Annotated in this window: 5 protein-coding genes and 1 pseudogene; 2 read left to right on the top strand and 4 right to left on the bottom strand. The window is 51.4% G+C overall.

The annotated features are described in order from the left end of the window. Positions 1 to 676: 676 nt before the first annotated feature. On the top strand, positions 677 to 1,666 hold the full coding sequence (locus HMPREF1144_RS28865; RefSeq protein ID WP_020804955.1) for an Rpn family recombination-promoting nuclease/putative transposase: 990 nt from the start codon (positions 677 to 679) through the stop codon (positions 1,664 to 1,666). Between the two features lie 144 nt (positions 1,667 to 1,810). Here the strand turns inward: HMPREF1144_RS28865 and HMPREF1144_RS28860 are convergent, their stop codons facing one another. From HMPREF1144_RS28860 to HMPREF1144_RS28850, 3 genes are read right to left on the bottom strand one after another with little or no spacing between them, the layout of a single operon-like run. Further along, a complete protein-coding gene (locus HMPREF1144_RS28860) occupies positions 1,811 to 2,587 on the bottom strand; it encodes a site-specific integrase (protein ID WP_032426116.1) in 777 nt (258 codons plus the stop codon). 2 nt (positions 2,588 to 2,589) lie between these two features. Next, positions 2,590 to 3,357, bottom strand: coding sequence for a hypothetical protein (locus HMPREF1144_RS28855; protein ID WP_009654830.1), 768 nt, complete (start codon positions 3,355 to 3,357; stop codon positions 2,590 to 2,592). Between the two features lie 39 nt (positions 3,358 to 3,396). Continuing rightward, positions 3,397 to 3,747, bottom strand: a complete 351-nt coding sequence (locus HMPREF1144_RS28850) for a hypothetical protein (protein ID WP_009654828.1) — start codon at positions 3,745 to 3,747, stop codon at positions 3,397 to 3,399. Between the two features lie 526 nt (positions 3,748 to 4,273). Here HMPREF1144_RS28850 and HMPREF1144_RS28845 point away from each other — a divergent pair. Next, positions 4,274 to 4,963 (top strand): hypothetical protein, encoded by a 690-nt coding sequence (locus HMPREF1144_RS28845; protein ID WP_004193995.1) that lies wholly within the window; start codon positions 4,274 to 4,276, stop codon positions 4,961 to 4,963. 31 nt (positions 4,964 to 4,994) lie between these two features. Here the strand turns inward: HMPREF1144_RS28845 and HMPREF1144_RS33955 are convergent. Beyond that, positions 4,995 to 5,072 (bottom strand): annotated as a pseudogene (locus HMPREF1144_RS33955) (RES domain-containing protein); the annotation flags it as partial.

Raw genomic sequence — 5,072 nt, 5'->3', positions numbered from 1 at the left:
ACTAAGCTGGTACTCAGATCTGGAATGGAACTATCTTTAACTGACGGTTGAATGATACCCCCCACTCTTTACTCTGATCAATCTGATTTACAAGAGCCAGCTAACACATTGATTAGACTCTGGCTGACTAACAGGTGGTGCTGAGTCAGTACCATTACCTGAGTGGAACTATCTTTAACTGACATTAAAGATTAAAAACCGAATGACAGAGTGGAAGGGTTCATTCGGTGTTCTACTCTCCAGAAAAGGAGAGAAAATGGAGACTCTTACAAAAGTCATCCAGACTCTGAAAGCGCTCATTGTGCTTTTAGAGTTAATTCGCTGGTTCTTCTAACAACCAGCTCACCCAAGAGCCAGGATTCCCTGGCTTTTTTATTAACCAATCCTAGATCGCTCGCCAATATGTAACATTAGGGTATACGTCAACGATACCGGGAGCTTCCTCCGCCTCCGGACTGATGTGACCAGATATGTGAGGCCATAAACGGCAAGACCACTTAAATATCTTCAGAGACGTCTGTAACTGTAGAGTGAATGGTATGCCAGGGAAGAGGAGAGGGGGACAGAACCACCCCGGCACTGCCCCCCTCGGAAGAAACAGAAAGTCCCCTCCACGCGAATGTTAGCATTTTTTGCCTGTGATATTATGACAACGTTATTTTCAGAGCATGGACCGATGAAAAAGAAAACCACCACGCCCACACCCCACGATGCGACATTCAGGCAGTTCCTGACGCAGCCGGAAATAGCCCGGGATTTTATGGAGCTGCACCTCCCGGCAGAACTGCGTGCCATCTGTGACCTCACGACGCTGAAGCTGGAATCCGGCTCGTTTGTTGAGGATGACCTCCGCCAGTATTTCAGCGACGTTCTCTATAGCCTGAAAACCGCCGGCGGCGACGGCTACGTTCACGTGCTTATTGAGCACCAGTCGTCGCCGGACAGGCACATGGCGTTTCGCCTTATACGTTACGCAGTAGCCGCCATGCAGCGCCATCTGGAAGCGGGCCATAAGAAGTTGCCCCTGGTGATACCGGTCCTTTTCTATACAGGTAAACGCAGCCCCTATCCGTACTCCACCCGCTGGCTGGATGAGTTTGACGACCCCGTGCTGGCAGGCAACCTCTACAGCAACGCTTTCCCGCTGGTTGATGTGACCGTTATTCCGGATGATGACATCGCCGGCCACCGCAGTATGGCCGCCCTGACTTTACTGCAGAAACATATTCATCAGCGCGACCTCGCTGAACTGGTTGACCGTCTGGCGCCCATTTTGCTGGCCGGATACCTGTCTTCATCCCAGGTCATATCACTGGTACACTATATCGTGCAGGCAGGCGAAACAGCCGACGCCGAAGCCTTTGTACGCGAACTGGCACTGCGTGTGCCGCAACACGGGGACGCACTTATGACCATCGCACAGCAGCTTGAGCAGAAAGGTATTGAGAAGGGTATCCAGCAGGGAATCGAGCAGGGGCTCGAGCAGGGCATCCAACTAGGTGAACAACGTGGTATTGAAAAAGGCCGCAATGAAGGAAAACTGGAAGGCAAACTGGAAGGCAAGCTGGAAGTTGCCCGTACCATGCTCAGGAGCGGCATTGACCGCAGTACCGTGATGAAAATGACCGGTCTGACTGAAGACGACCTGGCGCAGATCCGCCACTGATTCTTCCCTCCTGAGAACGCGTTTACTGCCCGGATGAGGCAAAATACCTACCCGGCATTTCATTCTGAACCCCTTGTCTGTTCAGAACTCGCTTCTGGACAGACAAGGGGTTGGACAAGCCTGCTGCGCGTCAGCCTGTAGCCGTTAAATTCGTTCTTTCAGCATCGCCACCGCCTCGGCCCCCGGCATCTGGAACTGAACCCGGTGACGTGCCGCCACATCGAGCGCAAACACCTTCGTGTAGACCTCCGTTGAGCTCACTGACTTGTGGCCCATCAGGCTCTGCAGGACCTTCAGCGGAATGCCGGCATACAGCATGTGCATGGCGTAACTGTGCCGGAACGTGTGCGGTGTCACCGGTATCGAGAATGTGACGCCATCAGCAGCAGCTGCATCAACGGCTTCATTCAGCCAGGTGCGTACGGTACGGTCGGTAATCTCCCAGATGCGGGCCTTCTCGGTTCGGCCGGTCCGCTTGTTGCGACGCTCGAGAGGAATTTTCAGCGTGGCCACCATCATCTGCAGCTGGCTGACGTACTGGTGATCGGATAGCGGAACCAGACGATGGGCCTGATTGCCGGCGGGCGCTCTCCCGGCCGTTCTCGCCGCTTTTTCCGCACGCTGTTTGAGCGTGGCCAGCTGCACAAACGGATACGGCGGTGCCAGTGAAAAATCCCCCCGCGTCAGCGCCAGCGCTTCGTTAATGCGCGCGCCGGTGTTCCAGAGCGTCGCCAGCAGCATCTTGCGATGCAGATCGGGCACATAGTGGAGCAGGGCGCTGATTTCCGGCGCCAGCAGGTATTTCGGCAGTTCGTCCTGAACAAGGGCCATCTGGCGCAGGGCGAGGGCCGCGGGATAATCGATGGCCACTGGCAGCTGTAAGGAATGTCCCTGGTGAGAAACAGCCGGAAGGGATGACATTATCATGATGGTGTTCCTGCAGGAGCTGAATCATTATTACCGGACTGTTTCCGGATATGAAACGCTGCTATCGCGCGCTGATTAAGGATAGTTATCTTGGCCCGACGTTTACGCTCCTGCCGCCAGATCGACCAGAGAGCAGGCTGTGCCGACCAGGGCGTTGCATCGAGGCGGGTTGCAGGGAGTTGTGCGAGGTTTCTCAGCCGCCGGGAAAGAATAATTGTTTTCAGTCCAAGCCAGGCATACTGATAGCGACGCTCATAAAACGTATCAGAATAGTCAGGTGGATCATCATGTTCAGCTGCTGAACTGACAGCCCTGTCAGCACCGTTCTGCAATACGGGCAACTCGCGGATACGGTACATAAGATGGCGGGGCAGGACTCGCCAGTCACCTGAGATAGCACTAAGACTGAGGTCTTCCGGTACCACTGAAAACCGGGTAATACCGTCACGATCTTCATAACCGGCATCCGTGGCAACTCTTGCACAGTGCTCAGCGAAACGTTCAAGGTGGAAGACCAGCTCCGTGGTGATGTAAAGAAGTTCTTTCTGCTGTTTATCCTCAGACAGTTGCTGCTCATGGCGCAGTCGCTCCGCTGCCGCAGTCGCTTCTCGTTCCCGGGCGTAACGGTGATTCACCCTGCTCACCAGTAAAGCCACGCCGCCAGCCAGTACACCACCGGCTAGGGTTGATATCACCGGCATCCATGCAGAAAACCCCTGCACAACTGCTTTAACTTGTTCTGAATCTGTCATGACATCTGACATGATTGTTCCTTAATGTGAAATCACACCTTCTGTCTGTATTCAGCGGCCGGCAGCCAGCTCTTCAGCAAGCTTCACAAACCCTTTGTGCTCAGTCTGCAGGTAATGACTGTAAATCCGGGCATCACGTTCTGTCAGCCCGGATGAATTACCGGTGAAGTAGCGCTTCAGCACCGTAATACAGTGGCTGTAGGTATCGAGATCATATTCCCAGTCGCCCAGTTCGCCGGCCGCATCCAGTTCCTTGCGGAACAGTTCATACTTGCGGACCAGAATGTCGAGGCCGAGATTTGTAGCAGCATAAGTATTACTTTCACCAGGTGAAGAAATCGCGTTACGGATTTTTTCAAAAGCATAACTGAAATCATTTCTCTCATTGAATGCAGTAAACATGTCCTTTCCTCAGTTGAATAGTTAGCCGTGCAATTTTACCACACCTCAATCATCGTCAGATGAGTGCCACTCTGTTGAGAAAGTGACTTTCACAACAGTTAATTTCAAACACTGAAATAATAAGCAGAGAAACAGTCACGCTGATAAATTACCGGATGACCATTCCGGCCTGATCCGATTTACTGCAATTTAACGGATTTCCGGAAGTGTACCACGCACACGAAATAACCACATCGCCCTTTAATGGGGGTGATCGGGCGGTCACGGGGCAGGGGAGGAACACAACATATAGAAGAAAACGCAGCTGACGGAGTGGCACATCTTGTGTCAGTGGGTCGCGGCGCGCCAGAGAGGGCATGGAGATCCGGAACAACCTTTTTTCGGATCTCAAATGACGAAATAATTAATACCGAAGAAAATTCAATAATCAATAGTTAAAAACTATAAAAGGTGGGGTGAGAACAAAACTTGCACAACTTAACGATTTAACGTAGTCTATAAAGCATGAAATCGAAAAGGAGGTTTTATGAACACATCAACTCAAAAACGAAACGGTAATGATCGTTCCTCCACTATGCATAATTTTTTGGACAACAGCATTGCTGCAGAGCGTCTTGAGAATTTTTTTCAGGATCTGGTAGAGGAAGTTCGGTCAGGTAAAACACCGATTGCTCCTGAAAGTATGGGGAATACCGATGCGGTTTTTACCATGGATGTCATCCTGAAGTTACTTGAAAATCGCGCAGTTAACAGCCTGACGCCTGAAAAAAAACGTCAGCAGCGACGTTTACACAGTAAGGCCCTTTTCCTTCAGAGACTGGAAAATGACGGCGGGGTTTACACCTCAGCTAAAGCTGCAGAAATGGTGGGCAAGAGTAAACCCACAGTTAAAACCTGGAAAGATACCGATCAGTTACTTGCTCTTGATATTGACGGTGAGTTTTACTACCCGGTGTTTCAGTTTACTGATGAGGAAGGGATCTCGGACAAAGGCGTGCTCCGGGGTGTGGCCGAACTGCTGACTATGCTGAGCAGCTTCAGTGACCGAATGAAGTATTCTTTCTTTATGGAACAGAGAAATACTGTCCTGGATGGGCTGAACCCTGCAGGGCGTTCGTTTACCGTCGCCGAGGTTCTGAAAGGCAATCCGGATGAAAAAGTGATGAATGAATTACGCCGGCTGGCTCGCAACTATGGCACACAGAACGCCGTTTAATGAAAGGGGGTGCTTGCCCCCCCTTTATCAATTATTCCTCAACAGGAATTCCCAGGTCATAAACAAGAATATCTGCCGCTTCCTTACCCTGATACTCAAACTGACTGAG

Source organism: Klebsiella sp. OBRC7 (genome assembly GCF_000293135.1).
Classification (GTDB): domain Bacteria; phylum Pseudomonadota; class Gammaproteobacteria; order Enterobacterales; family Enterobacteriaceae; genus Klebsiella; species Klebsiella michiganensis.
This window is presented reverse-complemented; position numbering and strand designations above follow the sequence as displayed.

Coding starts and splice junctions, on each gene's coding strand:
- HMPREF1144_RS28865 (WP_020804955.1), top strand. CDS start 677: ATGAAAAAGAAAACCACCACGCCCACACCCCACGATGCGACATTCAGG.
- HMPREF1144_RS28860 (WP_032426116.1), bottom strand. CDS start 2,587: ATGTCATCCCTTCCGGCTGTTTCTCACCAGGGACATTCCTTACAGCTG.
- HMPREF1144_RS28850 (WP_009654828.1), bottom strand. CDS start 3,747: ATGTTTACTGCATTCAATGAGAGAAATGATTTCAGTTATGCTTTTGAA.
- HMPREF1144_RS28855 (WP_009654830.1), bottom strand. CDS start 3,357: ATGTCAGATGTCATGACAGATTCAGAACAAGTTAAAGCAGTTGTGCAG.
- HMPREF1144_RS28845 (WP_004193995.1), top strand. CDS start 4,274: ATGAACACATCAACTCAAAAACGAAACGGTAATGATCGTTCCTCCACT.